Origin of the sequence: Pseudomonas sp. Fl4BN1, from assembly GCF_009908285.1 — a bacterium.
In the GTDB taxonomy this organism is placed as follows: domain Bacteria; phylum Pseudomonadota; class Gammaproteobacteria; order Pseudomonadales; family Pseudomonadaceae; genus Aquipseudomonas.
In genome coordinates, this window is the sequence record NZ_JAAARM010000014.1 from 20,431 (window position 1) to 44,782 (window position 24,352).

General features: G+C 60.2%; 26 protein-coding genes. 14 read left to right on the top strand and 12 right to left on the bottom strand.

Translation table 11 applies throughout. The features are described 5' to 3' along the window. Positions 1-23: 23 nt before the first annotated feature. From GV818_RS17090 to cysB, 3 genes are all read left to right on the top strand, one after another. Positions 24-929 carry a 5'-nucleotidase gene (locus tag GV818_RS17090; protein WP_161757032.1) on the top strand — a complete coding sequence of 302 codons (906 nt, stop codon included), beginning with the start codon at positions 24-26 and terminating at the stop codon, positions 927-929. 95 nt (positions 930-1,024) lie between these two features. Then, positions 1,025-1,525: a universal stress protein gene (locus GV818_RS17095; RefSeq protein WP_161757031.1), complete on the top strand. Its 501-nt coding sequence runs from the start codon at positions 1,025-1,027 to the stop codon at positions 1,523-1,525. Between the two features lie 111 nt (positions 1,526-1,636). Then, positions 1,637-2,611 carry an HTH-type transcriptional regulator CysB gene (gene cysB / locus GV818_RS17100; RefSeq protein ID WP_007931387.1) on the top strand — a complete coding sequence of 325 codons (975 nt, stop codon included), beginning with the start codon at positions 1,637-1,639 and terminating at the stop codon, positions 2,609-2,611. A 12-nt stretch (positions 2,612-2,623) separates the two neighbouring features. Here cysB and GV818_RS17105 read toward each other — a convergent pair whose 3' ends face one another. Next, entirely contained in the window at positions 2,624-3,106 is a 483-nt protein-coding gene (locus GV818_RS17105) for a GreA/GreB family elongation factor (protein WP_161757030.1), read from the bottom strand. Between the two features lie 2 nt (positions 3,107-3,108). Next, the gene (locus GV818_RS17110; protein ID WP_161777053.1) at positions 3,109-3,504 is read right to left on the bottom strand and encodes a hypothetical protein; all 396 of its coding nucleotides are present in this window, start codon (positions 3,502-3,504) and stop codon (positions 3,109-3,111) included. A 123-nt stretch (positions 3,505-3,627) separates the two neighbouring features. Between GV818_RS17110 and earP the strand changes: the two genes are divergently transcribed. Both earP and GV818_RS17120 read left to right on the top strand, forming a co-directional pair. After that, positions 3,628-4,761: an elongation factor P maturation arginine rhamnosyltransferase EarP gene (gene earP, locus GV818_RS17115; protein ID WP_161777054.1), complete on the top strand. Its 1,134-nt coding sequence runs from the start codon at positions 3,628-3,630 to the stop codon at positions 4,759-4,761. Between the two features lie 48 nt (positions 4,762-4,809). Continuing rightward, on the top strand, positions 4,810-5,382 hold the full coding sequence (locus GV818_RS17120) for an elongation factor P (RefSeq protein WP_161756986.1): 573 nt from the start codon (positions 4,810-4,812) through the stop codon (positions 5,380-5,382). A 71-nt stretch (positions 5,383-5,453) separates the two neighbouring features. On the opposite strand, the gene GV818_RS17125 is transcribed toward GV818_RS17120, so the two are convergent. The 3 genes from GV818_RS17125 to GV818_RS17135 all read right to left on the bottom strand — a co-directional run bounded on the left by GV818_RS17125 (position 5,454) and on the right by GV818_RS17135 (position 7,583). After that, positions 5,454-5,873 (bottom strand): organic hydroperoxide resistance protein, encoded by a 420-nt coding sequence (locus tag GV818_RS17125; protein ID WP_161756985.1) that lies wholly within the window; start codon positions 5,871-5,873, stop codon positions 5,454-5,456. A 221-nt stretch (positions 5,874-6,094) separates the two neighbouring features. Next, a complete protein-coding gene (locus GV818_RS17130) occupies positions 6,095-6,556 on the bottom strand; it encodes a MarR family winged helix-turn-helix transcriptional regulator (protein ID WP_161756984.1) in 462 nt (153 codons plus the stop codon). A gap of 76 nt (positions 6,557-6,632) precedes the next feature. Continuing rightward, positions 6,633-7,583 (bottom strand): LysR family transcriptional regulator, encoded by a 951-nt coding sequence (locus tag GV818_RS17135; protein ID WP_161777055.1) that lies wholly within the window; start codon positions 7,581-7,583, stop codon positions 6,633-6,635. Positions 7,584-7,690: 107 nt separating this feature from the next. On the opposite strand from GV818_RS17135, the gene GV818_RS17140 reads away from it, so the two are divergent. Next, positions 7,691-8,440, top strand: coding sequence for a sulfite exporter TauE/SafE family protein (locus tag GV818_RS17140; protein WP_161777056.1), 750 nt, complete (start codon positions 7,691-7,693; stop codon positions 8,438-8,440). On the opposite strand, the gene GV818_RS17145 is transcribed toward GV818_RS17140, so the two are convergent. Continuing rightward, positions 8,430-9,284, bottom strand: coding sequence for a LysR substrate-binding domain-containing protein (locus GV818_RS17145; protein ID WP_178124966.1), 855 nt, complete (start codon positions 9,282-9,284; stop codon positions 8,430-8,432). The two genes, GV818_RS17140 and GV818_RS17145, sit on opposite strands and share 11 nt — an antisense overlap. 97 nt (positions 9,285-9,381) lie before the next feature. Between GV818_RS17145 and GV818_RS17150 the strand changes: the two genes are divergently transcribed. Together GV818_RS17150 and GV818_RS17155 are read left to right on the top strand one after the other, a co-directional pair. Further along, entirely contained in the window at positions 9,382-9,603 is a 222-nt protein-coding gene (locus GV818_RS17150) for a DUF1127 domain-containing protein (protein WP_161757115.1), read from the top strand. 64 nt (positions 9,604-9,667) lie between these two features. Next, positions 9,668-10,882, top strand: a complete 1,215-nt coding sequence (locus GV818_RS17155; protein WP_161777058.1) for a winged helix-turn-helix domain-containing protein — start codon at positions 9,668-9,670, stop codon at positions 10,880-10,882. A gap of 67 nt (positions 10,883-10,949) precedes the next feature. Here the strand turns inward: GV818_RS17155 and GV818_RS17160 are convergent, their stop codons facing one another. After that, positions 10,950-12,296 carry a class II 3-deoxy-7-phosphoheptulonate synthase gene (locus GV818_RS17160; RefSeq protein ID WP_161777059.1) on the bottom strand — a complete coding sequence of 449 codons (1,347 nt, stop codon included), beginning with the start codon at positions 12,294-12,296 and terminating at the stop codon, positions 10,950-10,952. A 161-nt stretch (positions 12,297-12,457) separates the two neighbouring features. Here GV818_RS17160 and GV818_RS17165 point away from each other — a divergent pair, with 161 nt between their 5' ends. Continuing rightward, positions 12,458-13,213, top strand: a complete 756-nt coding sequence (locus GV818_RS17165; RefSeq protein WP_161756978.1) for a spermidine synthase — start codon at positions 12,458-12,460, stop codon at positions 13,211-13,213. A gap of 54 nt (positions 13,214-13,267) precedes the next feature. On the opposite strand, the gene GV818_RS17170 is transcribed toward GV818_RS17165, so the two are convergent. Further along, positions 13,268-14,059 carry a crotonase/enoyl-CoA hydratase family protein gene (locus GV818_RS17170; protein ID WP_161777060.1) on the bottom strand — a complete coding sequence of 264 codons (792 nt, stop codon included), beginning with the start codon at positions 14,057-14,059 and terminating at the stop codon, positions 13,268-13,270. 421 nt (positions 14,060-14,480) lie between these two features. Between GV818_RS17170 and GV818_RS17180 the strand changes: the two genes are divergently transcribed. After that, positions 14,481-16,154: a DEAD/DEAH box helicase gene (locus tag GV818_RS17180; RefSeq protein ID WP_161756976.1), complete on the top strand. Its 1,674-nt coding sequence runs from the start codon at positions 14,481-14,483 to the stop codon at positions 16,152-16,154. A gap of 145 nt (positions 16,155-16,299) precedes the next feature. Here GV818_RS17180 and GV818_RS17185 read toward each other — a convergent pair whose 3' ends face one another. Continuing rightward, complete coding sequence (locus GV818_RS17185) at positions 16,300-17,067, bottom strand: DODA-type extradiol aromatic ring-opening family dioxygenase (protein ID WP_161777061.1); 768 nt, start codon at positions 17,065-17,067, stop codon at positions 16,300-16,302. Between the two features lie 102 nt (positions 17,068-17,169). Between GV818_RS17185 and GV818_RS17190 the strand changes: the two genes are divergently transcribed. Further along, complete coding sequence (locus GV818_RS17190) at positions 17,170-17,835, top strand: thiopurine S-methyltransferase (RefSeq protein ID WP_161777062.1); 666 nt, start codon at positions 17,170-17,172, stop codon at positions 17,833-17,835. A 69-nt stretch (positions 17,836-17,904) separates the two neighbouring features. Here GV818_RS17190 and htpX read toward each other — a convergent pair whose 3' ends face one another. Further along, complete coding sequence (gene htpX, locus GV818_RS17195; RefSeq protein WP_161777063.1) at positions 17,905-18,792, bottom strand: protease HtpX; 888 nt, start codon at positions 18,790-18,792, stop codon at positions 17,905-17,907. Between the two features lie 303 nt (positions 18,793-19,095). Beyond that, complete coding sequence (locus GV818_RS17200) at positions 19,096-20,307, bottom strand: pyridoxal phosphate-dependent aminotransferase (protein WP_161756972.1); 1,212 nt, start codon at positions 20,305-20,307, stop codon at positions 19,096-19,098. 224 nt (positions 20,308-20,531) lie between these two features. Between GV818_RS17200 and msrB the strand changes: the two genes are divergently transcribed. The 3 genes from msrB (at position 20,532) to GV818_RS17215 (ending at position 21,972) form a co-directional block, all read left to right on the top strand. Continuing rightward, positions 20,532-20,924 carry a peptide-methionine (R)-S-oxide reductase MsrB gene (msrB, locus tag GV818_RS17205; RefSeq protein WP_161777064.1) on the top strand — a complete coding sequence of 131 codons (393 nt, stop codon included), beginning with the start codon at positions 20,532-20,534 and terminating at the stop codon, positions 20,922-20,924. A gap of 104 nt (positions 20,925-21,028) precedes the next feature. Then, a complete protein-coding gene (locus GV818_RS17210) occupies positions 21,029-21,514 on the top strand; it encodes a glutathione peroxidase (RefSeq protein WP_161777065.1) in 486 nt (161 codons plus the stop codon). Beyond that, positions 21,511-21,972: a MarR family winged helix-turn-helix transcriptional regulator gene (locus tag GV818_RS17215; RefSeq protein ID WP_161777066.1), complete on the top strand. Its 462-nt coding sequence runs from the start codon at positions 21,511-21,513 to the stop codon at positions 21,970-21,972. The genes GV818_RS17210 and GV818_RS17215 overlap by 4 nt, the downstream gene beginning before the upstream one ends. Here the strand turns inward: GV818_RS17215 and GV818_RS17220 are convergent. Beyond that, entirely contained in the window at positions 21,956-24,277 is a 2,322-nt protein-coding gene (locus GV818_RS17220; RefSeq protein ID WP_161756968.1) for a hybrid sensor histidine kinase/response regulator, read from the bottom strand. The two genes, GV818_RS17215 and GV818_RS17220, sit on opposite strands and share 17 nt — an antisense overlap. Between the last annotated feature and the right edge of the window lie 75 nt (positions 24,278-24,352).

Below are 24,352 nucleotides of genomic sequence, written 5' to 3' on the forward strand. Positions count from 1 at the left end.
CTCATCACCTGAAGGGGCGGAACATGGCAAAGGGCTTGGATGACAAACTGGTGGTGGCGATCTCCTCGCGGGCGCTGTTCGACCTGAGTGACAGCCACAAGGTCTATCTGGCCCAAGGCGTCGAGGCCTATCGGCAATACCAGATCGAGCATGAGGAGGAGATCCTCGAGCCGGGCGATGCCTTTCCCCTGGTGAAAAAGCTCCTCAGCCTGAACGCCAGCCTGGGGCATGCGCGGGTTGAAGTGGTGTTGGTCTCGCGTAACAGCGCCGACACCGGCTTGCGGGTATTCAATTCAATCCAGCACTACGGCTTGGCCATTTCCCGGGCCGCGTTCGTTGGCGGTCGCAGTCCTTATCCCTACCTTGCGGCCTTTGGCAGCGACCTGTTTCTTTCGACCCATGCCGAGGATGTGCGCAGTGCGCTGGACGCCGGATTTGCCGCTGCGACCATTCTCTCCGGCGGGGCCCGGCGTGCGGAAAATGGCGAGTTGCGCATTGCCTTCGACGGTGACGCAGTATTGTTTTCCGATGATTCGGAGCGGGTCTATCAGTCCGGTGGCCTGGAGGCGTTTCAGGCCAGCGAGCGGCAGGCGGCTCGGGAGCCCTTGCCAGGAGGGCCGTTCAAGGGGTTCCTGGCTGCGCTCAATCTGCTCCAGGGCGAGTTTCCCAACGATACCTGTCCAATCCGTACCGCTTTGGTGACCGCCCGTTCGGCACCGGCTCATGAACGAGTGATCCGCACGTTGCGCGAATGGGACATTCGTCTGGACGAGTCCTTGTTCCTGGGCGGATTGGAGAAAGCCGCTTTTCTCGAAGCGTTCGCCGCCGATGTCTTTTTCGATGATCAGCCCGGTCACTGCGAGTTGGCTCGCGAGGTGGTCGCCACCGGTCATGTACCCCACGGCATCAGTAACGAAGCTCGGACTTGAACCCTCAAGTTCGAGGTTTTGCGCTGAACCTCCCACAGTTCCAGGCACTGCTAAGCTGAATCAATCTCCGCCGTATTGGCAGTTGAGGAGGTCATATGATTCGTTCGATGCTGTATGCCACCGACCTCGGTCTGTATGCACCTTTTGTGATGCAGCATGCGCTGGAGCTGGCTCGAACGTTCAATGCCGACTTACATGTAGTGCACGCTGTAGAACCCATGGGCCTGTTCGCCGAATCGGTGTTGCAGAGTTACCTGGATGAGCAGTCGCTGAATGAGTTTCATCGCCAGGGCCTGAGTACGGTAATGGCCAATATCGAGCAGCGGGTGCTCGACAGTTTTCGCGAGGAGTTGGGGGAGGGCATGCAGGATCTGGTCTTGATCCAGTCGGTGCGTGTCCTTCAGGGGGATCCGTCACAGGTGATTCTGGATCAGGCGGCGAAACTCTCGGTGGATTTGCTGATCGTGGGAAGTCATAGCCACGGGGTCGGTGCTCAAACTCCTTTGGGGCGTACGGCAACCCGGGTTTTGCAGTTGGCCAAAGTACCGGTTTACCTGGTGCCTCTGGTGCAGCGCCGACGTCAGGGCGATGTCTGAGGACGGAATGGAAAATTTTGAATAAAAGTTCTAGATTTATTCTCCTGACCATTAATATAGTTATATACCGTCGCTGATACCCGTGGCGTCTACCTGCTTTGAGGGATTCATATGAAGCTTCAACAATTGCGCTACATCTGGGAAGTGGCGCACCACGACCTCAACGTTTCCGCTACTGCCCAAAGCCTTTACACCTCGCAACCAGGTATCAGCAAGCAGATCCGTCTGCTCGAGGACGAACTCGGCGTTGAGGTCTTCGCCCGTAGCGGCAAGCACCTGACCCGCGTAACCCCGGCCGGTGAGCGCATCATCACCACCGCCGGCGAGATTCTGCGCAAGGTCGAAAGCATCAAGCAGATTGCCCAGGAGTTCTCCAACGAGAAGAAGGGCACTCTGTCCATCGCGACCACCCATACCCAGGCGCGCTACGCCTTGCCACCGGTGATCAGTAGCTTTATCAAGCAATACCCCGACGTCGCTCTGCACATGCACCAGGGCTCACCGATGCAGATCGCGGAAATGGCCGCCGACGGCACCGTGGATTTCGCCATTGCCACCGAGGCTCTGGAACTGTTCGGTGATCTGGTGATGATGCCGTGCTACCGCTGGAACCGTTGCGTGGTGGTGCCGCAGGGTCACCCGCTGACCAAGCTGCCGAAGTTGACCCTGGAAACCCTGGCCGAGTACCCCATCGTTACCTACGTCTTCGGTTTTACCGGCCGCTCCAAGCTCGACGAGGCCTTCAGCCATCGTGGTCTGACGCCGAAGGTGGTGTTCACCGCCGCCGACGCCGACGTGATCAAGACCTATGTGCGTTTGGGGCTAGGCGTGGGCATCGTGGCCAAGATGGCGGTCGACACCAAGCTCGACAGCGACCTGGTGGTGCTGGATGCCAGTGAATTGTTCGAGTCGAGCATCACCAAGATCGGTTTCCGTCGTGGCACCTTCCTGCGTGGCTTCATGTGCGACTTCATCGAGAAGTTTGCTCCGCACCTCACCCGTGAAGTCATGGCCAAGGCAATTCAATGCCACAACAAGCAGGAGCTGGAAGAGCTGTTCGATGGCGTCGAACTGCCGGTTCACTGATTTTCAGCCAGCCTAGCGGACCTCGGTGACAGTGAACTGTTGCCGAGTCTCGGCCACCACGATTTCCACCTCATCCTCCTCGAACTTGCCCAGTAGGCTTTTGCCCAGCGGCGAGCGTGGAGTGATGACGGTCACCAACTGCCCCACCACATAGACTTTCAGGCCCGCCCCATCGGGACCCAGAAACAGCCATTGTTCGTGGCCGTTTTGATCTTCCAGCCCCAACAACGCGCCGACCTGAATTCCGGACTGTGAGTCGTAAGGGCGCAGGGGCAAATTTTGCCAAAGATTCAGCGCCTGACGGATCTCTTCGACCCGCCGGGCTTGGCCGGCCGCCAGGTAGGAGGCTTCCAGGCCCAAGGTGTCGTATTTGTTCTCGGCAATATTCTCTTCATGGGTAGCGGTTTCGTAGGCGGTTTGCGCGGCCCGTGACGCAACCTCCAGATCGTCCCGAAGTTGTTGCAGAATCAGTTGGCAGACAGACTGTTTATTCATGGTCAATTACAGAATTGCAGGACATTGGCCCGACTCTTTTCGCTTGGTGCGGTCTGGTCCTGTTGCAACCAGAACTGGCACTTGGGGTTGGACAAGTTGCGTGGGTTTTTGCGAGCACTATCCAGGGACTGCAGCTCTTCGTTCTTGCGCAGGTTCTCCTGATACTGTTCGAACAAGCGGTTCGGTGGCTCAGGTACGACCACCGGTGGTTTCGCCAGCTGCTGCACCGCTTGCGCCACGGGCGCCAGTTGTTGGTTGAAGAGAAAATGCGCAGCCAGCCAGCAGGTCAGGGCGATGGCCAGAAAACCCAGCCACAGGCCCAGGGCGATACTGCCGCTGAGGGCCAGAACGTTGAGGCTGATGCGCAGCGGTCGACGGGCGGGTGGGCGATAGGACATGGTTGCCTCCTGGCGGGCAGTGTTGGGCGAGGGCTGATTGTCGCACGAAGATAATCGCGGTTGGCTCTTCTGCACAGGCGCATTTATGCGGACAATCGGCGCCTTTGCCAATCGGGGACTGGAATGAAAGCCTCCTGGGACATTTTTTGCAGCGTGGTCGACAACTACGGCGACATTGGCGTGACCTGGCGCCTGGCCCGGCAACTGGTGGCCGAGCATCAATGTGTGGTGCGTTTGTGGGTCGATGACTTGCGCGCGTTCGAAAAAATCTGCCCGCAGATTGACGTCGAGCTGGCCCGGCAATACCAGGATGGAGTCGAAGTCAGGCACTGGCCGGCTGCTTGGCAGGCAGAAGTGGCGGCCGATGTGGTGATCGCCGCGTTTGCTTGTCAGTTGCCCCACGCCTATATGGACGCCATGGCCGACCGCGAGCGTGCGCCGCTGTGGCTGAATCTGGACTACCTGAGCGCCGAGGACTGGGTCAGTGGTTGTCACGGCCTGCCTTCGGTGAAGTTTCGTGGGGTGCAGAAGTACTTCTTCTTTCCCGGTTTTCAGGCCGGTACCGGTGGGCTCCTGCGCGAGGCAGGACTGCTGGAACAGCGGCATGACTTCCAGCGCAATCGCCAGGCCCAGCTGGATTTCCTCCAGGGACTGGGCGTTTCGCCCGCCGCTGATGCCCGATTGATATCGCTGTTTGCCTACGAAAATGCGGGCCTCGCCAGTTGGTTGGATGTTTTGGCCGCGGATGCCCAGCCGACCCATCTACTGGTGCCTGAAGGACGGATTCTGGGAGATGTGCAGCGCTGGTTGGGAGCCGAGCCACTGACTGTTGGCAGCCTGCGAGTACGCCAGGCCCTGACCATCCAGGTGCTGCCCTTTGTGCGTCAGGAGGATTACGACCGACTGCTGTGGTGCTGTGCTTTCAACGCGGTGCGGGGGGAGGACTCCTTTGTGCGGGCGCAATGGGCGGGGCGACCGATGCTCTGGCACATCTACCGGCAGGACGAAGACATCCACCTGGACAAGCTAGAGGCCTTTCTCTCCTTGTACACCCGGGCGCTTTCCCCGGGCGCCAAGGCTGCGGTCCTGGCCTTGTGGCGGGCCTGGAACACTGAGGCACCCATGGCCGATTCCTGGAAAAACCTGCTGCAACACTGGCCGGAAGTCACGAAACACACCGAACAATGGTGTCTGGAACAAGGCTTGCAAGCCGATCTTGCTGCGGCGCTGGTGCAGTTTTACCTAAATTGGATATGATACGCGGCCTAGATTTTTGTAAATCCCATCCAAATTCGGATATTCGCAATGAAAACTGGTAAAGAACTCAAACCCGGTACCGTGATCCGTATCGACAACGATCCTTGGCTGGTTCAGAAAGCTGAATTCACCAAGTCCGGTCGTAACAGCGCGATCATGAAGACCAAGCTGAAGAACCTGCTGACCGGTTACAAGACCGAAACCGTTTACGGTGCGGACGACAAGCTGGACGACGTGATCCTGGATCGCAAAGAAGCGACCCTGTCGTTCATCAGCGGTGACACCTACACGTTCATGGACACCACTGACTACACCATGTACGAGCTGAACGCCGAAGACATCGAAGCGGTTCTGCCGTTCATCGAAGAAGGCATGACCGACGTTTGCGAAGCTGTGTTCTTCGACGATCGTCTGGTTTCCGTTGATCTGCCGACCACCATCGTGCGCCAGATTGACTACACCGAAGGTTCCGCTCGCGGTGACACTTCGGGCAAGGTGATGAAGCCTGCCAAACTGAAAAACGGTACCGAGCTGAGCGTTGCAGATTTCATCGAAATCGGCGATTGGATCGAGATCGATACCCGCGAAGGCGGTTCCTACAAAGGCCGCGCCAAGGTTTAAACCTGGCTCGACTTTGCAGATGAAAAAGCCCGACCTTGAGTCGGGCTTTTTTATGCCTGGGATTTACTGTTTCAGACGCTGACGTGCAGGCGCACATCGACATTGCCGCGGGTGGCATTGGAGTAGGGGCAGACCTGATGCGCGGCGTCCACCAGGCTTTGTGCCTCGTCCAGTGCCAGGCCCGGCAGGCTGACATGCAGGTCGATGTCCAGACCAAAACCGCCCGGGATCTGGCCGATACCGACATGGGCAGTGATCGATGTGTCGTCCGGAATCGAGCGTTTGCTCTGGCTGGCAACGAACTTCAGGGCGCCGATAAAGCAGGCTGAGTAGCCGGCGGCGAACAGTTGTTCCGGGTTGGTTGCTTGTCCACCGGCACCACCCAGTTCTTTGGGGGTAGCCAGCTTGACGTCGAGAATGTTGTCGTTGGAAACCGCGCGACCATCACGGCCACCGGTGGCGGTTGCAACTGCGGTGTAGAGGGTTTGCATGGTGGGAAGCCTCGTTTCAGATTTATTTTGCGCTAATTATTTGCGCGCTAAGTAAGTGCGAAATAAATGTATCGCGCAATTATTTGGCGCGCAATATAAAAACCTCAAAGAGACTTGCAGCACATGCAAAATCAGATTCAGGCCTTTGATTTCAAATAAGATATTTTTTTGTGCTGAAGACGGTTGCCGCTCCTCACTGGAGCGGATTGCTCACCGATACCTCAGAGGTTCTTCTGCAAATGCCCTCGCAGCACCTGCAAGTCTGCTTGCAGCTGTTGCAATTGCTCTACAGACCGACCGCTGGCGCCAAGGATGCATTGTGGAATATCCCGGGCCTGATCCCGCAGTGCGCGACCTTGTTCAGTCAGCTCGATAATCACTACACGTTCATCTTCACGGCTGCGAGTACGGCTGAGCAGGCCCTCGGCTTCCAGGCGCTTGAGCAAGGGGGTCAGGGAGCCAGGATCGGTCAACAGACGCTGGCTGATCTCACCGACTGTCAGCCCGTCCTGCTCCCAGAGCACCAGCATCGCCAGGTACTGCGGGTAGGTCAGTCGCAGTTTTTGCAGCAGCGGTTTGTAGACCTTGGTCATCAGTAGCGAGGTCGAGTGCAGGGCGAAACACACCTGATTGTCCAGCAGCAACTGATCGCAAGGGGCCTGGGGGGTATGGTCGGTAGTCATCTGGGCAGCCTTGATCGTTAATGGTCCTGAATCTAGCGGGCGAGTCTTTAATGCGCCAGACAATTCTCGTCGTCAGTCAGTTCATCGCGCTCTGCAGCGCCAGGTCCCAGGGTGGAACCGGGCTGAAGCGGGTCTTCAGGTATTCCAGCAACAGGCGGCTGCGAGCATTGGGGTGCTGTTCCATGCGCAAGGCATAGATACCGGCGGTTTCCGGTTTGGGCAGCCCGGCATCGCAGAACAGTGGCACCAGTTCCCCGCGTAACAGATATTCGCTCACCAGCCAGGTGGGAAGATGGGCAATGCCGAGCCCGGCCAGGGCGCCGGAGAGCAGGGCCTCGGCATTGTTGGCGCTGAGGCGGATGCGTTGTGGGCGATAGCTGTGGACCCGGCCGTCGAGTTCGAAACGCCAGGCGAACAGCGGCGCCAGGCCATCCCAGTCAAGGCCGTCGTGCTCAATGAGTTCTGCGGGGTGGGTCGGGGTGCCACGGCTTTTCAGATAGGCCGGGCTGGCACAGGCGATCCGTACGATGCTGGCCAGGGAGGTGGCGACCATTCGCGTGTCCACCCTTTGCCCGGCTCGTAGTACCAGATCAACCTTGCCAAGGTGGGAACCTTGCATGTCGACGAAACTGTCGATCAAGTGCAGTTGCACATCCAGGCCCGGGTAGAGCCCTAGGAAATCGGCAATGGCCGGCGCCAGATGACGCCGACCGAAGGCTGCCGGCGCATCGATGCGGATCAGGCCTTCCGGCGCATGGCTCAAGGAGACGGCCTCGGCGCGGGCCAGTTGCAGCTCGGCGACGATGCGCCGGGCTCGCTCGGCAAACGCTTGGCCGGCAGCTGTGGCCACCACGGCATGCGTGGTACGCATGAACAGAGTTGTGCCCACGGCGCTTTCCAGGCTGTCGATGCGCCGGGCCACAGCCGAAGGGGTCAACGGATGGCGGCGGGCTGCCGCGGAGAAACTGCCGGACTCCAGCACGTCCAGAAACAGCCCGAGTTGTTCGGTGAGGGTGTTGGGATTCATGGTCAACATCGCTTATGCGAAAACGGCAAAGCCATTGTGCGTTGCTATGCGTTTCCGTGCCAGGGCGGACTGCGTAGCATGCAAGGCTTGAGGTGAGGAGAGCGGCGTTGATCGAGTTAGTGATGTATCTGTTGTTGGGCGCGGCCCTGGGAACGGTGGGCGGTCTGTTCGGCATTGGCGGCGGCCTGATCGCGATTCCCGTGCTCGGTGTGCTGTTCGGCCTGGATCAGCAGATTGCCCAGGGCACGGCGCTGGTAATGGTGGTGCCGAATGTGATGTTGGCGCTGAGGCGTTATCACCAGCGCAACCGTATCGAGTTGCGCCACGCGGTGCCACTGGCACTGATGGGCTTCAGTTTTGCCTGGCTGGGTTCGATCTGGGCTGTTGGAATTGATGCGCAGAAAATGCGTATTGGTTTTGTCGCTTTTCTCCTGGTCCTGTCCACCTACAACCTGTTGCGCATGTTCATGGCCAGTGCCCCGGCCAGTGACCAGATGCGTTACTCCTGGCCTTGGCTGGGCGTCCTCGGTGCGGCGTCCGGGACCATGGGCGGACTCTTCGGGGTCGGTGGCGCGGTGGTGGCGACGCCGGTGCTGACCAGCGTCTTCGGTACTACCCAGGTGGTGGCGCAAGGTCTGTCCCTGGCGTTGGCGCTGCCCAGTACCTGTGTGACCCTGGTGACCTATGGTTTTCACCATCAGGTGGACTGGATGATTGGCCTGCCCTTGGCGGTGGGTGGCCTGTTTAGCATCAGTTGGGGGGTTAAGGTCGCTCATGCCTTGCCTGAGCGACTGTTGCGCGGTTTGTTCTGTGGGTTCCTGGTGGTGTGTGCGGCAATGCTGGCCTTTAAAGTTTGAAACCTTCGACAATGTGTTCGGCCAGGCACTCGGTGATCGGGGAGGGGGTATTGAGATTGCGCAACAGCATGATGCTGGCCTCTGGCAGCTGAGGCAGCCCTTCGTTTTCGCCGAGGATGCGCATGTCCGGAGTGATCAGGCTTTCCAGTTGCGCAGTGACCGCCAGTCCGGCGCTGACCACCGCCATGATCGCCGACAGGCTCGAACTGTTGTAGGCAATCCGATAATCGAGGCCGACGGCGTCCAGGGCATTGCAGGCCCAGAGCCGGCAGAAGCAGTCGCTGTTGAACATCGCCAGGGGCAGGGGCGTTTGCTCATGGGCACTGAAGCACTGGGCCTGGGCCCAGACAAAGCGCTCCTTGCGCAGTAACTGGCCGATTTCGTTGCCCGGTTCGCGGGTGACGATGGACAGGTCCAGGTCCTGGCGTTGCAGCAACTGCTTGGACGATTCGCAATGCACTTCGATCTGGATCAGTGGGTAGCTCTGGGCGAAGCGCGACAGAATCCCCGGTAGAAAGCGCATCACGTAGTCATCTGGCGTGCCGATACGTACCAACCCCACCATGTGCGGTTCGCGCAGGGTATTGAACACCTCGCTGTGCAGTTTCAGGATGCGCCGGGCATAGCCCAGCAGCACCTGCCCCTCGGCAGTCAGCTTGACCTGGCGCCCATCGCGCTGGAATAACCGGCGTTGCAGCACATCCTCTTCGAGGCGCTTCATCTGCATGCTCACCGCCGACTGGGTGCGATTGACCCGTTCCCCAGCCCGAGTGAATCCGCCTTCATCGGCGATGGCGACGAAGGTGCGTAGCACTTCGGTGTCGATACTGGGGAACTGGGACAATTCATCAATCTCCGAGATGTACGGCATAAGAAACATTCGTTGGATTGATCTTATTCCCGGGAACACACTTTCGTCATCCACACTGGAGGGCAAGATGATGAAAGGTCAAAAAGGTTATGTGCTGGTCCACAAGCTGTCATTTCAGGCGTTGTCGCTACGTACGCTCTGGCACAGGGTGATCCGTTGGCATGCGTTGGGTCGGGAGCGCCGGATGCTTGCCGGGCTGAGCGATGAAGCGTTGAAGGACCTGGGGCTCACTCGGGCAGATGTCGAGCACGAGCGGGTCCGGCCGTTCTGGGATGACCCGATGCACAAATAAGCAGCGGACAGCTACACAAGTCGGTTCTTGGTGCGTTAGCGTGCGGGCAGACAAGGAGAACCACATGCCCGCAGAACGCTGTTTCTCTCTCAAGCAGGCTCGACGACTGGCATTGGCCGCCCAAGGGTTTGGCGGGCGCCCGCCGCCGGCGTCGATCAAGGCCGCTCGGCTCAATCAGCAGATAGAGCGTCTGGGGCTGCTGCAGATCGATTCGGTTAACGCCTTGGTACGCGCCCATTACCTGCCGCTGTTTTCCCGTCTTGGCAGTTATCCACAGCAACTGCTCGACCAGGCGGCCTGGAGTCAGGGGCGGCAACGTACCTTGTTCGAGTACTGGGGGCATGAAGCGTCGTTGTTACCGATGTCCATGTACCCGTTGATGCGCTGGCGGATGCAGCGGGCGCGGCAGGGGCAGGGCATCTATTCCCAGTTGGCGCGCTTTGGCCAGGAACAGCGAGTCACTATTCGCCGAGTGCTGGCGGCGGTTGAGGAGCAGGGCGCCTTGGGGGCCGGCAGTCTGTCCACTCGTGAGCAGCGGGCGGGGCCCTGGTGGGACTGGAGCAATGAAAAACATGCGCTGGAATGGCTGTTCGCCGCCGGTGAAGTAACAGTGGCAGGGCGTCGCGGGTTCGAGCGTCTGTACGATTTGCCGGAGCGGGTGATTCCGTCGGCGATCCTTGGGCAACCCTTGCTGGACGAAGCCCAGGCTCAGCGCCGACTGTTGGTGCAGGGAGCGACGGCATTGGGCGTGGCCACGGAAAAGGATCTGCGCGATTACTTTCGTTTCGAGCCCGGCGACAGCCGTGCGCGCCTGGCCGAGCTGCTGGAGTCCGGCGAGTTGCTGGCCTGCGAGGTACAGGGTTGGCGGCAGACGGCCTATTGCCTGCCTGAGGTCAAGGTGCCGCGCAAGGTCGAGGCCAGTGCGCTGTTATCGCCTTTTGATTCGCTGATCTGGGAGCGCAGTCGTACTGAGCGACTGTTCGATTTTCGCTACCGGCTGGAGATCTACACGCCCCGGCACAAGCGGATCTATGGCTACTACGTGCTGCCGTTCCTGCACAACGAGAGTATCGTCGCCCGGGTCGACCTGCGGGCGGAACGGGCGCAAGGGCGCCTGGCGGTGCACGCGGTACATGAGGAAGAGCCGGGCCTGGACGAGCAGGGGATCCAGGCACTGGCGGTGCAATTGCAGCAGATGGCCGACTGGCTGGGGCTGGCGCAGATCCAGCTCAATTGCCAGCGCGACGGGGCTCGGCGCTTGCGTCAGGTACTGCGGTAAAAGTTGCGCCGGCCAGGCCGCTCCTAGACCCGTCCTGTAGGAGCGGCCTGGCCCGCGAAAGCGATCTTCAGCGTTTGACCTGCTTCAAGGTCTCGGCAATCAGAAACGCCAGTTCCAGTGACTGATCGGCGTTCATCCGAGGGTCGCAATGGGTGTGATAGCGGTCCGACAAACCGTCTTCGGTAATCGGTCGCGCGCCACCGATGCATTCGGTGACATTCTGCCCAGTCATCTCGATATGGATGCCGCCGGCATAGCTGCCTTCCGCCTGGTGTACCTGGAAGAACTGTTTCACTTCGGTGAGGATCTGCGCGAAATCCCGGGTCTTGTAGCCGCTGCTGGCCTTGATGGTGTTGCCGTGCATCGGGTCCGAGCTCCACAGCACTTGCTTGCCTTCGCTTTCCACTGCGCGAATCAGCTGGGGCAGGTGATCGCCGACCTTGTTTGCGCCCATACGCACGATCAGATTGAGGCGGCCGGGATCGTTGTCCGGGTTGAGGATATCGATCAGGCGGATCAGCTCCTCGGTGTTCATGCTTGGTCCGACCTTGACCCCGATCGGGTTGTTCACCCCGCGCAGGAACTCCACATGGGCGCCATCCAGTTGCCGGGTGCGGTCGCCAATCCACAGCATGTGCGCGGAGCAATCGTAGTAGTCGTTGGTCAAGCTATCGCGGCGCACGAAGGCTTCTTCGTAGTTCAGCAGCAGCGCTTCGTGGGCGGTGAAGAAGCTGGTTTCGCGCAGTTGCGGCGAGCTGTCCATGCCACAGGCGCGCATGAAGGTCAGGGTTTCATCAATGCGATCCGCCAATTGGCTGTATTTCTCGGCCAGGGCCGAGTTGGCGATGAAGTCCAGGTTCCACTTGTGCACTTGGTGCAGGTCGGCGAAGCCGCCTTGGGCGAAGGCCCGCAGCAGATTGAGGGTGGCAGTGGCCTGGTGGTAGGACTGCAACAGGCGGTCCGGGTCTGGCACCCGACTTTTTTCATCGAAGCCGATGCCGTTGACGATGTCGCCGCGATAGGCCGGCAGGGTCACGCCATTGATGGTCTCGTCGTTGGCCGAGCGTGGCTTGGCGAACTGGCCGGCCATGCGTCCAACCTTGACCACCGGGCAACCGGCGGCAAAGGTCATGACAATGGCCATCTGCAGCAGCACCTTGAAGGTGTCGCGGATCTTCGCTGCGGAGAATTCGGCGAAGCTTTCGGCGCAGTCGCCACCCTGCAGCAGGAAGGCCCGACCCTGGGTGACCTCGGCAAACTGACGGCGCAACTCGCGGGCTTCACCGGCAAACACCAGGGGAGGATAACTGGCCAGGGTTTGCTCGACCTGCAGCAGATGCGCAGCGTCGGGGTAGTGGGGTTGCTGCTGGATCGGCAAGGCGCGCCAGCTATCGGGGCTCCAGGGTTGGCTCATCGCGGACTCGAGTGCTTTACGGTGGGAGGGGCATGTTAGCAGCAAATTAGTACGTGACCTGCTCCTCTCGCTTGGCCGACAATCGCGCCTTTCCCGCTCGCTGCCGAGCGGTTGTTTTTTCGCGCCGGCAAGAATTCAGGCCCGCGCGACTAGGAGATGAAATGACTGAGGAGCGCGTCGAGCGTGTGCTCGCCGAAGTTCACGACGAGTTCGGCATGATCCGCGTGCTGGAAGTGGCGGATTACCGCTTTCTCGAATTTGGCGACGCCATCGAGCAAAGCTGTGTGTTCACGGCCGATCCCAGTTGGCTGGAATACGACTACACCCGGGCCATGCTGATCGGTGCACTGTGCCATGAGGCTCCGGAGAGCGCGCTGTTTCTCGGGCTGGGGGCTGGCACCCTGACCCAGGCTTGCCTGAAGTTCCTGCCTCTGGAAGATGTCGAGGCTATCGAACTGCGTCCCGACGTGCCGCGCCTGGCTATCGAATACCTGGGGCTGGACGATGATCCGCGCCTCTATATAAGAGTCGGTGATGCGCTGGAATTGCTGGACAGTGCCGAGTCTGCCGACCTGATCTTCGTCGACCTGTACACCGATGTCGGACCGGGTGTCGGGCATCTGGCCTGGGGCTTCCTGGAGAACTGCCAGAAACGCCTCAATCCGGGCGGCTGGCTGGTGATCAACCAATGGGCCACCGATGACGGCAGGCCTCTGGGGGCCGCCTTGTTGCGTGGGCTGTATCACCGGCACTACTGGGAGCTGCCGGTGAAGGAGGGCAACGTGATTCTGATTGTGCCGTCCGACCTGGATCAGGAGCTGGACATGGCAGCGCTGACTGCTCGGGCCGAAGCCCTGGCGCCACGCCTGGGCTACTCACTGCAGGCTCTGATCAAGGCCATTCGCCCCGCCACCTGAGATAACAGTTGCAGGGGCCGGCTTGCCGGCGAAGGTCGCCGCCGGCCATGGCCTTCAACAGCCCTTGAAGACCCCTGGGCGTTTCTCGATCATCGCCCGTACACCTTCCTTGGCGTCCTCGCTGTTCATCAGCTTGTGCACCAGCGGCGGTAAGCCCTGAGCGGCCGCCGTCTCGCCTTCAAGGCGCGCCTGGCGCGCCGACATCAGCGTCGCTTGCACTCCCAGCGGCGCCTGCCGGGCAATCCGTTCGGCAAGCTCGATAGCCCGGGGCAGCAGGTCCTCGCTGGCCATGACTTCCTGCACCAGCCCCAGCCGCAGTGCCTCGTGAGCATCGAATTCATCACCGGTCAGCAACCAGCGCATGGCGTTGCCCCAGCCGGCCAGTTGGTGCAGGCGCAGGGTCGCGCCGCCGAAGGGAAAGATGCCGCGCTGCACCTCCATCTGGGCAAAGCGGGTGTTGCTGGCGCAAAGGTTGATATCGGCGGCCAGCATTAACTCGATGCCGATGGTCAGGCAGTAACCCTGCACGGCGACGATCACTGGCTTGCTCACCCGTGGTCCGGCGAACACCCCCCAGGGATCGCAGCCACCGGGCGGTGCCTGCCAGCCTTGAGCCAGGGCGGTGCCGACATTGGCCAGATCCAGCCCGGCGCTGAAGTGTTCACCGTGGCCGAACACCACTGCGATTCGCGCGTCGGCGCTGGCTTCGAACTCGCCATAGGCCAGGCTCAGCTGATTGAGCAGCTCAAGGTCGAAGGCATTGCGCTTAGCGACCCGGTCCAGGCCGATAAGGAACAGATGGCCGCGTTGCTCGCGGCTGACACGGCTGGCGCTGGGCTGATTCATGAAGGCGCTCCTTGGATGGCAAAAGGGACGTTTGAGAGAGCAGTTTCAAGCACAAAGGTGAACCGTTTAAGCGTTCCGACCAACAGCGGCGGGCCTGAGCAAAATAGTCCGTCGTCCGAGTCTGCGCAAAGCCCATGACAATCGGCTGTTCAGCGGTATTTTCCGATAAATAAAACTCCCTTTTTTGAGTTATTCCGGTATAGTACGCGCCGGCCTTTAGCCAGGCCACGTTATAGGTGATGCAATTCCCCGAAGTCAGCTTCGGCTGCTTGTCCGCTGCGCGGACTATCCTTGACGATCCATTCATTCAATCGTTTTCGCAAATCCCCGCCGACAAAGCTGCCAGGGCGACTCTTGAGTCTTACACGGCATGCGCAGCTTTGGAGCATGGGTCTTTGCGGATGCACTTAGAGGCAGACCCATGACCCAGGAAATCGGCGGCTTCGCCGCTCTTGAACTTCATCCCAATATTGTCGCTGCAGTAGTCGCTACCGGCTATGAAGAGCCTTCGGCTATTCAGCAGCAGTCGATCCCGATCATCCTTGCCGGTCACGATATGATTGGTCAGGCGCAAACCGGTACCGGTAAAACCGCTGCCTTTGCCCTGCCTATCCTGCACCGCATTGATCCGTCCAAGCGCGAGCCGCAAGCTCTGATCCTGGCCCCAACCCGTGAGTTGGCGCTGCAAGTTGCAACCGCTTTCGAAACCTACGCCAAGCAAATGCCGGGCGTGACTGTTGTGGCTGTCTACGGCGGCGCGCCGATGGGCCCACAATTGAAAGCAATCCGTAATGGCGCACAAATTGTTGTCGCCACTCCGGGCCGTCTGTGCGACCACCTGCGTCGCGACGAAAAAGTACTGGCCACCGTGAACCACCTGGTTCTCGACGAAGCCGACGAGATGCTCAAGCTGGGCTTCATGGACGACCTGGAAGTGATCTTCAAGGCCATGCCGGAAACCCGCCAGACCGTACTGTTCTCGGCCACCTTGCCGCAATCGATCCGTGCCATCGCTGAGCGCCACTTGCGCGATCCGAAGCACGTCAAGATCCAAAGCAAGACCCAGACCGTTACCGCGATCGAACAGGCTCACCTGTTGGTTCACGCTGACCAGAAGACCTCTGCTGTTCTGAGCCTGCTGGAAGTTGAAGATTTCGACGCCCTGATCATGTTCGTGCGCACCAAGCAAGCGACCCTGGATCTGGCCAGTGCCCTGGAAGCCAAAGGCTACAAAGCCGCTGCGCTGAACGGTGACATTGCTCAGAACCAACGTGAGCGCGTGATCGACTCCCTCAAGGATGGCCGCCTGGACATCGTTGTGGCGACCGACGTTGCTGCTCGTGGTCTGGACGTACCGCGCATCACCCACGTATTCAACGTGGACATGCCGTACGACCCGGAATCCTACGTGCACCGTATCGGCCGTACCGGCCGTGCCGGTCGCGAAGGTCGTGCGCTGTTGCTGGTGACTCCACGTGAGCGCCGCATGCTGCAAGTGATCGAGCGTGTAACCGGTCAGAAGGTTGCCGAAGTTCGCCTGCCGGACGCCCAAGCTGTTCTCGATGCGCGCATCAAGAAGCTGACCAACAGCCTGTCGCCGCTGGTGGCTGACGCTGAAGCGACCCACGGTGAGCTGCTGGATCGCCTGACTGCTGACATCGGTTGCAGCCCGCGTGCCCTGGCCGCAGCTCTGCTGCGCAAGGCTACCAACGGTCAAGCACTGAACCTGGCTGCTATCGAGAAGGAGCGTCCACTGGTGCCGAACAATGCACCGCGTGGCGATCGTCCAGAGCGTTCCGGTGATCGTCCTGATCGTGGTGACCGTGAGCGTCGCGCTCCGGTTCCATTGGCTGAAGGCCGTGCTCGCTGCCGTACCGCGCTGGGCGCGCGTGATGGTATCGCCGCCAAGAACCTGCTGGGCGCTATCCTCAACGAGGGTGGCCTGGCACGTGAAGCGATCGGTCGCATCCAGGTACGTGACAGCTTCTCGCTGGTAGAGCTGCCGGAAGATGGTCTGGAGAAGCTCCTGACCAAGCTGAAGGACACTCGTGTTGCTGGTAAGCAGTTGAAGCTGCGTCGCTATCGCGAAGATTGATCCGCTCTCGGGCTGATTGATCGAACATAAAAAATCCCCGACTGGTTCGGGGATTTTTTTTGCCTGTCATTTACCCAGCCGTCCTGTTCGCCGCAAGCCGGCTCCTGCGTGAGGATCTTGCAGGCGCAGGCGTCTCGGCGAATCATCATCCAAACCGGTAGATATCCATCCCCAGGGCGCCCATGGTGAAGCCCTGGTGGGCAACACTGAAGTCACCACCCGCCCCGCGGGCGAAATACAGCGGCAGCAGGTGTTCATCGCTGGGGTGACTGCGTACGGCATGGGGGGCCAGTTGCCGATAGTCATGCAGGGCCGCCTCATCGTTGGCAGCCAGTTTCTCGATCATCCAGTCACGAAAAGCCTTGGCCCAGGGTTCGATGCTTTCCGGGCCGGCACGCCAGTCCAGCTCCCGCAGGTTGTGGGTGATGCTGCCGGAACCGATCAGCAATACGCCTTGCTCCCGCAAGCTGGCCAGGGCATGACCGACGCGGGTCTGCAGGGCCGGCCCTTGACGACTGGGCAGCGATAGCTGAACCACCGGAATGTCTGCTTGTGGGTAGATCAATGACAGCGGCACCCAGGTGCCGTGGTCAAACGGACGCTGGCTGTCTAGCTGCGCCGGCAAGCCATCAGCCTTGAGCAACTCCAGCACCTGCGCCGCCAGTTCGGGATCTCCCGGCGCCGGGTATTGCACGGCAAACAGCGCGGCGGGGAAGCTGCCGAAGTCGTGCCAGGTTTCCGGGTGCGGATGGGAGCTGATCCGCAGATCCGCGCTTTCCCAGTGCGCTGATACCACCAGAATAGCCTTGGGTCGTGGCAGCTCTGCTGCCAGGCGAGCGAGCGCGGGGCCACTGGCGCCGGGTTCCAGGGCCAGCATGGGAGAACCATGGGAGATGAACAGGCTGGGGAGCATGAAGGAGGTCCTGAAGGTTAAGATGAGCCATCTTCAATCAGATCATTGATCTAAATCTAATATAAGTTTTAGGGCTTTTTGATCGAATTATAAGGACTTGGCATGCAAGCGGACTTTTGGCAAAAGCGTTGGGAAAGCGATCAGATCGGCTTTCACCTGGCAGAGGTCAATCCGTATCTGCAGCAGTATTGGCCGGCCCTGGGCCTGCCTGCGCAGACCCGGGTGCTGGTGCCGTTGTGTGGCAAGAGCCTGGACCTGATCTGGCTCGCCGACCAGGGGTATCAGGTGCTGGGCGTCGAACTGACGGAGAAGGCCGTGGAGGACTTCTTTCGTGAGCACAACCTGCAACCGCAGGTCAGCCAGCAGGGGGCTTTCAAGGTCTATGCTCAGGGGCCGCTCCAGCTCTGGTGCGGCGATTTCTTTGCCCTGACAGCCGAGGACATCACTGGTTGCGCAGCCTGGTATGACCGTGCCGCGATGATCGCCTTGCCGCCCGAGATGCGCCAGCGCTACACCGCTCACTTGAATGACCTACTGCCTGATGGCAGCAAGGGGCTGTTGATTACCCTGGATTATGACCAGTCCCAGTTGGACGGGCCGCCGTTTGCCGTGCTTGATGATGAGGTCAGATTGCGGCTGAGCGATGCCTGGCACCTGGATGTGGAAATGGAGCGCGACATCCTCGGCGAAAGCTGGAAGTTTCTTCAGGTTGGAGTCACCCGGCTGGTGGAGCGGGTCTATCGACTGGACAAACAGGGCGGGTGCTGACCAGGTTTTTCCTGCGTTCATGCAAAAGGGCGACTCGCGTCGCCCTTTTGGGTGTTTCCGTGTAGCTGATCAGCCGCGACGACGCAGGGCGTCGATGCGCTCTTCCAGCGGCGGGTGGCTCATGAACATGCGAGCCAGGCCCTGTTTGATGCCACCGTTGATGCCGAAGGCGTTCAGGGTGTCAGGCATGTGCACCGGCAGGCCTTGTTCCGAACGCAGGCGCTGCAGGGCGCTGATCATTGCGTTGGTACCGGCCAGACGGGCGCCGGCTTCGTCGGCGCGGAATTCGCGCTTGCGCGAGAACCACATGACGATGGCGCTGGCGAGGATGCCCAGGACCAGTTCGGCGAAGATGGTCGCCACGTAGTAGGCCATGCCCTGGCCTTCTTCGTTCTTGAAGATCACTTTATCGACGAAGTTGCCGATGATCCGCGCGAAGAACATCACGAAGGTGTTCACCACACCCTGGATCAGCGCCAGGGTCACCATGTCGCCGTTGGCGACGTGGCCGATCTCGTGGGCCAGCACCGCTTTCACTTCATCCGGCGAGAAGCGCTCCAACAGGCCCTGGCTGACGGCTACCAGGGCATCGTTCTTGTTCCAGCCGGTGGCGAAGGCGTTGGCCTCGTAGGCCGGGAAAATGCCCACTTCGGGCATCTTGATACCGGCTTCGCGGGACAGTTGCTCAACGGTCTGCAACAACCATTGTTCATGGCGGGTGCGCGGTTGAGTGATGATCTGCGTGCTGGTGCTCATCTTCGCCATCCACTTGGAGATGAACAGCGAGAACAGCGAACCGGCAAAACCAAAGACCGCACAGAAAATCAGCAGCTGATTGAGGTTCAGATCAACCCCATTGGCCGCCATGAACCCGTTGAAGCCGAAAAGGCTCAGGGTGATGCTGGCAATCAGCACGACCGCAAGGTTAGTGGCCAAAAACAGCAGGATTCGCATCATGGTTGTAGAAATCTCCTCAAGCTAAATATGTAGCGTACTGCGGGCTATATAAGGTGCGGCAACGGCCTATTCAATACGGCTTCTATTTCAAACTGTGTCGCACAGGCCGAGTCTAGACGCTTGCGTTGCAACTCTATGAGCCATCGCCCGGCGCTGCGACCACCCGGTCGGGTTGTAAGCCTTGTGACAGTGGGTGTGACGGAAAGTGCAAGCTTATAGAAGGGGGATGGAGCAGGGCAGTGAAGATGTGTTGCTGAATTAATCGCAGTGCGATCGGAAAAGGATCGCACTGCGTTTTAGGGTTTACTGGCGGTAGGACTTGAGGAAGTTTCCAATTCGACCAATGGCCTGCTCCAGGTCATCCACCCGTGGCAGCGTCACCACGCGGAAGTGGTCCGGCCATGGCCAGTTGAAGGCCGTGCCTTGTACCACCAGGAGTTTTTCCGAGAGCAGCAGGTCGAGGACGAACTTCTCGTCGTTGTGGATCGGGCAGACTTTCGGATCGATCCGCGGGAAGGCATACAGCGCGCCCATGGGTTTTACGCAGCTGACTCCGGGAATGTCATTGAGCAACTCCCAGGTCCGGTTGCGTTGTTCCAGCAGGCGACCCTGCGGCAGCACCAGGTCATTGATGCTCTGGTAGCCACCCAGTGCGGTCTGGATCGCATGCTGGCTCGGCACGTTGGCGCACAAACGCATGTTGGCCAGCATGTCGATGCCTTCGATATAGCTCAGGGCATGCTGCTTGGGACCGGAGATGGCCACCCAGCCGGAGCGGAAACCGGCTACGCGATAGGACTTGGACAGGCCGTTGAAGGTCAGGCACAGCAGGTCCGGGGCCAGGGATGCGGTGCAGATGTGCACGGCGTCATCGTAGAGGATCTTGTCGTAGATCTCGTCCGAGAACACCACCAGGTTGTGCTGGCGAGCCAGTTCCAGCATGCCCAGCAGGACTTCCTTGGGGTACACCGCGCCGGTCGGGTTGTTCGGGTTGATGATTACCAGGGCCTTGGTGTTCGGGGTGATCTTGGCCTTGATGTCAGCGAGGTCCGGCCACCAGTAGGCCTGCTCGTCGCACAGGTAGTGCACCGGGTTGCCGCCGGCCAGGCTGACCGCAGCGGTCCACAGCGGGTAGTCCGGAGCCGGGACCAGCACTTCATCGCCGTTATTGAGCAGGGCCTGCATGGCCATCACGATCAGTTCGGAAACACCGTTGCCCAGGTAGATGTCTTCAATGCCGATGCCTTCCACCTGCTTTTGCTGGTAGTACTGCATCACCGCCTTGCGCGCACTGAACAAACCCTTGGAGTCGCTGTAGCCCTGGGCAGTGGGCAGGTTGCGGATCACGTCCTGGAGAATTTCGTCCGGCGCTTCGAAACCAAAGGGTGCTGGATTGCCGATGTTCAGCTTGAGGATGCGATGGCCTTCCTCTTCCAGGCGTTTGGCGTGCTTGAGCACTGGGCCGCGAATGTCATAACAGACGTTGGCGAGCTTGTTCGATTTGCTGACCTGCATGGCGATGTGTTCCCGAGAATGAACGATCCAGGCGGAGGATGAACTACCGTACTGGGAATCCTGCCGTGTCATACCGGGCTGTAACCCGCACCGGCTGCGGCAAAATCCGTTTGAATGGGTGTAACGCGGCTGCCAGACTGGCGTCTGACGAGGCGCAATCATACGTGCCGCCCGATCCGTGGAAAAGATCCAGATCGGGCTTTTTCCGTTGCAGAGGATGGACCATGGAAAAGCTGGAGAAAACCCTGGAAGAATGGCGGGCGATGCTCGATCCCGAGCAGTACAACGTCTGCCGGCTCAAGGGCACCGAACGGCCCTTCTCGGGCAAGTACAACGGGACCAAGACCGATGGGGTCTATCACTGCATCTGCTGCAATGAGCCGCTGTTCGACGCCAAGGCCAAATTCGATTCCGGTTGTGGCTGGCCGAGCTTCTACGAGCCCATCGCCGACGGCGCGATGATCGAGATCCGCGACGCGAGCCACGGCATGATCCGCACCGAAGTGGTCTGTTCAAAGTGCGACGCTCATCTGGGTCATGTGTTCCCGGACGGTCCGCCGCCCACCGGTCTGCGCTACTGCATCAACTCGGTGTGCCTGGATCTGGTGCCGCGCTAGGCATCAGGACGATTCTTCGGAGTCGTCTTTCCATTGATTAAATTGCACACGATTTAGTTGCGCGCTATTTTTATCGCTTCTTACTCATGAATGGAGTGACTGCCATGACCGACGCGCTGTTGACGATTCCCTGCACCACCATCAAGGGTGAGCAGAAGACCCTGGCGGATTTTGCTGGCAAGGTCGTGCTGGTGGTCAATACCGCCAGCAAGTGTGGCTTCACTCCCCAGTACAAGGGACTGGAAGAGCTGTGGCAGGCCTACAAGGACCAGGGCCTGGTGGTGCTGGGGTTCCCATGCAACCAGTTCGGCAAGCAGGAGCCGGGCAGCGAAGGGGCGATTTCCGAGTTCTGCGAGCTGAATTACGGCGTGAGCTTTCCGCTGTTCAAGAAGATCGAGGTCAATGGCGCTGACGCCCACCCGCTGTTCGTCCAGTTGAAGAAGCGCGCGCCCGGAGTTCTGGGTTCCCAGGGCATCAAGTGGAACTTCACCAAGTTCCTGATCGGCCAGGACGGCAAGCGGGTCAAGCGTTTCGCCCCGGCGACCAAACCCCAGGACCTGAGCCGTGAGATTGAAGCCATGCTCAAATGAATGATCTGTCCGTGGATTCACTGCGGCTCGACAGCCAGCTGTGCTTCAAGCTGTACGCCGCCTCGCGGGCCGTGGTCCGAGGCTACAAGCCGATGCTCGACCGTCTGGGCCTGACCTACCCGCAGTACCTGGTGATGCTGGTGCTGTGGGAGTGGCAGGCCGTATCACCGCCCTTGCCCACGGTGAAGGCCCTGGGAGAGCGCCTATCTCTGGACTCCGGCACCTTGACGCCGCTGCTCAAGCGCCTGGAGCAGTTGCAGTTGGTGCAACGTCGACGTTCCGCGCGCGACGAGCGCGAAGTGCACTTGAGCTTGAGTGACGCGGGTTTGGCTCTGCGCGACCAGGTAGCACCGCTCAAGGCGGTGCTGCTGTGCGAAAGCGGGGTCGATCTCAACAGCCTGGAACCATTGCACGACAGCCTTGATCAACTGCTGCGTCAGATCAGAGCTTTGTCGTAGTCGGTACCCAGAGATCCAGCAAGGCAATCAGTTCTTCACGGCGAAACGGTTTGGCCAGGTAGTCGCTCATGCCGGCGGCACGACAACGCTCGCGCTCCTCGGGCATCGCGTTGGCGGTCAGGGCGATGATCGGCAGGTCCGGCCAGCGGCCGCTGCGGCGAATCTGCCGGCTGGCCTCGTAGCCGTCCATGACTGGCATGTTGCAGTCCATCAACACCAGATCGAAGTGATTGTGCTCCAGCTGGTTGAGGGCTTCGGCGCCGTGGGCAGCTACGGTCACTGTGCAACCGAGCTTGCTCAGCATGCCTTTGGCCACCAGTTGATTCACCGGGTTGTCTTCCACCAGCAGTATATTGGCCCGCCGGACCTGCACTGGCATTTCCAGTTGGGCGTCGTTGAGGGTAATGGTTTCCGTCAGCAGCGCACGGCGCAGGGTTTGATACAGGGCATTGCGCGCCAGCGGGCGGGCCTGTTGTTGCAGCGGTGCCAGGGCACTGGCCTCTTCGCTGGGCAGGAAGCTGCCATAGGCGGTCACCAGCAGGATCGGTGCGGTAATGGCCGGGCGCAGGCCAAACAGGCATTCGGGACAGTCGGTGATCAGCAGGTCGGGGTTCACTCCGGCCAGGGAGTCCTCGATATCGAAGCGCTGATAGTCGAGCCCCCAGGTCGGTAGCAGGGAGCCCAGCAGTTCAGCCAGGCCGCTACCGGCGTCGGTGATGCCGATTATCTTGCCGGACAGCGCGGGCGGAGCGCTGCTCGGGGTGTGGCAAGGCAGCGGCAGGTCCGCGCAGAACCGACTGCCAAAGCCGACTTCCGAACTGATGCTCAAACGCCCGTTCATCGCTTCGCACAGGTTGTTGGTCAGTGCCAGTCCCAGGCCGGTACCGCCGTACTGGCGGGTAATACCGGCGCCTGCCTGGGTATAGGGCTGGAAGATCTTCACCTGGGCCTCTTGGGCGATGCCAATGCCGGTGTCGCAGATCTCGATGCGGACCCCATCGCCCAAGCTGCTCAGGCGCACATCGACCCGACCGAAGCGGGTGAACTTGAGGGCGTTGGACAACAGGTTGCTGACAATCTGCCGCACTCGGGTCGGGTCTCCCAGCACCAATGCTGGAAAGTCCGGGGCGATCAGGCAGGCCAGTTCGACGCTGGCCGCGGCGTTCTGCGACAGCAGGTTGGCGGTGTCTTCCACCAGCACCCCAAGGTCGAAGGGAATGCGCTCCAGTTCCAGTTGCCCGGCGTCGAACTTGGACATGTCGAGAACATCGTTGAGCAGTTCCACCAGGACCTTGCCGGAGTCGTGAGCGATGGATAGCTGTTGGCGTTGCTCGGGGTTCAGCGGGCTGTCCAGGGACAGGGCGATCATGCCCAGCAAGCCGTTGAGCGGCGTGCGGATCTCGTGGCTCATGTTGGCCAGGAACGCGGCGCGAGCCTGGGCCATGTCCAGGGCGGTGCGGCGTGCGGCTTCCAGTTCCTCGTTGGACTGGCTGAGCCGGGCGTTGCTGGCCTTGAGCTCGGTGGTGCGCGCCGAGACGATGTTCTCCAGTTGCCCGAGGTATTCGGTCAGGCGGTTCTCGGCGTTGCGCCGTTGCTGAATCTCGGTGGCCATGATCTCGAATTGCTGGTTGGCGACCTTGACCAGCACCCCGACTTCGTCGTTCTCGTGGCCGGGAGGGAAGTCCAGCTTGGCCTGTTTCGGACTGCGCGGATCCCGGCTGCTGAGTTCACGGATAACCCCTACCAAAGGCTTGGTCAGCATGACGTAGAACAGCGCCAGGAGAATCCCGGTAAGGATCAGGCTGCGGGCGAAACCGTTGATCAGGGTGACTTCGGCGCGACGCAGAAAGCGGCTGCCGAACGCGTAGGTGTCCACGTCCAGGTGCAGGGTGCCGAGGGATTCCTCAGGCAGGTGGCTGAGGTACAGGCGGTCCTCGAACTGCCGGTCGGCGCCGAACAGGAAGTCGCTGACGGCCCGGTAGCGGCTTTGTTGCGCAGGGCGTTCGACGTTGGCCAGTAGGGTATTGTTGTTATCGATCAGTTGCGCGCGAATGATCGCCGGGGAGCGCAGCAGGCCCAGGGTCAGTTCCTGGGCCAGTTCGGAATCGATGTTGTAGGCAATGCGCGAGGCCGGGTTGTGACTGATTTCCAGCAGCGAGTGGATTTCACGATTGATGGAGGCGTCTTCGCTGGCATAATCGATGCCGATTTGCAGCAGACTGAGCGCGGTCCCCAGAATGAAACCCACCAGTACGGTGAGCCGGGCCTGTTTATAGGACAGGCGGTTGGTGAACTTGATATCCATGGGGGGCTGAACCACTTTCGTTTCCCTTCGCTGCGCAAGCATAGCTGATCATCTTTGGTTGCCGGCTTGACCTGG

What these genes read in the sequence shown, in the direction of transcription:
- GV818_RS17090 (WP_161757032.1), top strand. Translation starts at nt 24, where the DNA reads ATGGCAAAGGGCTTGGATGACAAACTGGTGGTGGCGATCTCCTCGCGG.
- GV818_RS17095 (WP_161757031.1), top strand. Translation starts at nt 1,025, where the DNA reads ATGATTCGTTCGATGCTGTATGCCACCGACCTCGGTCTGTATGCACCT.
- cysB (WP_007931387.1), top strand. Translation starts at nt 1,637, where the DNA reads ATGAAGCTTCAACAATTGCGCTACATCTGGGAAGTGGCGCACCACGAC.
- GV818_RS17105 (WP_161757030.1), bottom strand. Translation starts at nt 3,106, where the DNA reads ATGAATAAACAGTCTGTCTGCCAACTGATTCTGCAACAACTTCGGGAC.
- GV818_RS17110 (WP_161777053.1), bottom strand. Translation starts at nt 3,504, where the DNA reads ATGTCCTATCGCCCACCCGCCCGTCGACCGCTGCGCATCAGCCTCAAC.
- earP (WP_161777054.1), top strand. Translation starts at nt 3,628, where the DNA reads ATGAAAGCCTCCTGGGACATTTTTTGCAGCGTGGTCGACAACTACGGC.
- GV818_RS17120 (WP_161756986.1), top strand. Translation starts at nt 4,810, where the DNA reads ATGAAAACTGGTAAAGAACTCAAACCCGGTACCGTGATCCGTATCGAC.
- GV818_RS17125 (WP_161756985.1), bottom strand. Translation starts at nt 5,873, where the DNA reads ATGCAAACCCTCTACACCGCAGTTGCAACCGCCACCGGTGGCCGTGAT.
- GV818_RS17130 (WP_161756984.1), bottom strand. Translation starts at nt 6,556, where the DNA reads ATGACTACCGACCATACCCCCCAGGCCCCTTGCGATCAGTTGCTGCTG.
- GV818_RS17135 (WP_161777055.1), bottom strand. Translation starts at nt 7,583, where the DNA reads ATGAATCCCAACACCCTCACCGAACAACTCGGGCTGTTTCTGGACGTG.
- GV818_RS17150 (WP_161757115.1), top strand. Translation starts at nt 9,382, where the DNA reads ATGAAAGGTCAAAAAGGTTATGTGCTGGTCCACAAGCTGTCATTTCAG.
- GV818_RS17155 (WP_161777058.1), top strand. Translation starts at nt 9,668, where the DNA reads ATGCCCGCAGAACGCTGTTTCTCTCTCAAGCAGGCTCGACGACTGGCA.
- GV818_RS17160 (WP_161777059.1), bottom strand. Translation starts at nt 12,296, where the DNA reads ATGAGCCAACCCTGGAGCCCCGATAGCTGGCGCGCCTTGCCGATCCAG.
- GV818_RS17165 (WP_161756978.1), top strand. Translation starts at nt 12,458, where the DNA reads ATGACTGAGGAGCGCGTCGAGCGTGTGCTCGCCGAAGTTCACGACGAG.
- GV818_RS17170 (WP_161777060.1), bottom strand. Translation starts at nt 14,059, where the DNA reads ATGAATCAGCCCAGCGCCAGCCGTGTCAGCCGCGAGCAACGCGGCCAT.
- GV818_RS17180 (WP_161756976.1), top strand. Translation starts at nt 14,481, where the DNA reads ATGACCCAGGAAATCGGCGGCTTCGCCGCTCTTGAACTTCATCCCAAT.
- GV818_RS17185 (WP_161777061.1), bottom strand. Translation starts at nt 17,067, where the DNA reads ATGCTCCCCAGCCTGTTCATCTCCCATGGTTCTCCCATGCTGGCCCTG.
- GV818_RS17190 (WP_161777062.1), top strand. Translation starts at nt 17,170, where the DNA reads ATGCAAGCGGACTTTTGGCAAAAGCGTTGGGAAAGCGATCAGATCGGC.
- htpX (WP_161777063.1), bottom strand. Translation starts at nt 18,792, where the DNA reads ATGATGCGAATCCTGCTGTTTTTGGCCACTAACCTTGCGGTCGTGCTG.
- GV818_RS17200 (WP_161756972.1), bottom strand. Translation starts at nt 20,307, where the DNA reads ATGCAGGTCAGCAAATCGAACAAGCTCGCCAACGTCTGTTATGACATT.
- msrB (WP_161777064.1), top strand. Translation starts at nt 20,532, where the DNA reads ATGGAAAAGCTGGAGAAAACCCTGGAAGAATGGCGGGCGATGCTCGAT.
- GV818_RS17210 (WP_161777065.1), top strand. Translation starts at nt 21,029, where the DNA reads ATGACCGACGCGCTGTTGACGATTCCCTGCACCACCATCAAGGGTGAG.
- GV818_RS17215 (WP_161777066.1), top strand. Translation starts at nt 21,511, where the DNA reads ATGAATGATCTGTCCGTGGATTCACTGCGGCTCGACAGCCAGCTGTGC.
- GV818_RS17220 (WP_161756968.1), bottom strand. Translation starts at nt 24,277, where the DNA reads ATGGATATCAAGTTCACCAACCGCCTGTCCTATAAACAGGCCCGGCTC.